Below are 448 nucleotides of genomic sequence, written 5' to 3'. Positions count from 1 at the left end.
ATCTATGTCGACTTTTTCGTTGTTCAGCTTTGTTTTGTCGACTGGCCGCAGGGTAGATTAATATTTGAGGTGACCCAAGATCTTTCGTGTGCCTTTTATAAGGGAAAGAAGGTCGAAGTGTTCTTTAGGCGATTTGTTGATGACGTAGAAACTAGAATTATCGATTGTCTTTGATTAGGTTACTAGAAAAGTGAACGTTCGAGAGTACCTCAACGAACAAGAGTTAAAGAACATCAGGCTTAATATATTGCTATTAATCTGCTTAATCGGTTTTACTAGTTTAGGGTGACCTAAACTAGTAAAACTTCATTAATTTACACTGTAGGTGGCGAGTACAGCTTTAACAGCAGAGGTGCATATTGAGCATGCAGCTTATCCAGTGCTTGCGTTTTAACGCAACTCATATGTAATATCAATCATGCCACATGAAGTCATGGCGTTTTAATCT

Origin of the sequence: Vibrio sp. OPT46 (genome assembly GCF_015163535.1) — a bacterium.
In the GTDB taxonomy this organism is placed as follows: Bacteria; Pseudomonadota; Gammaproteobacteria; order Enterobacterales; family Vibrionaceae; genus Vibrio; species Vibrio alginolyticus.
This window is presented reverse-complemented; position numbering follows the sequence as displayed.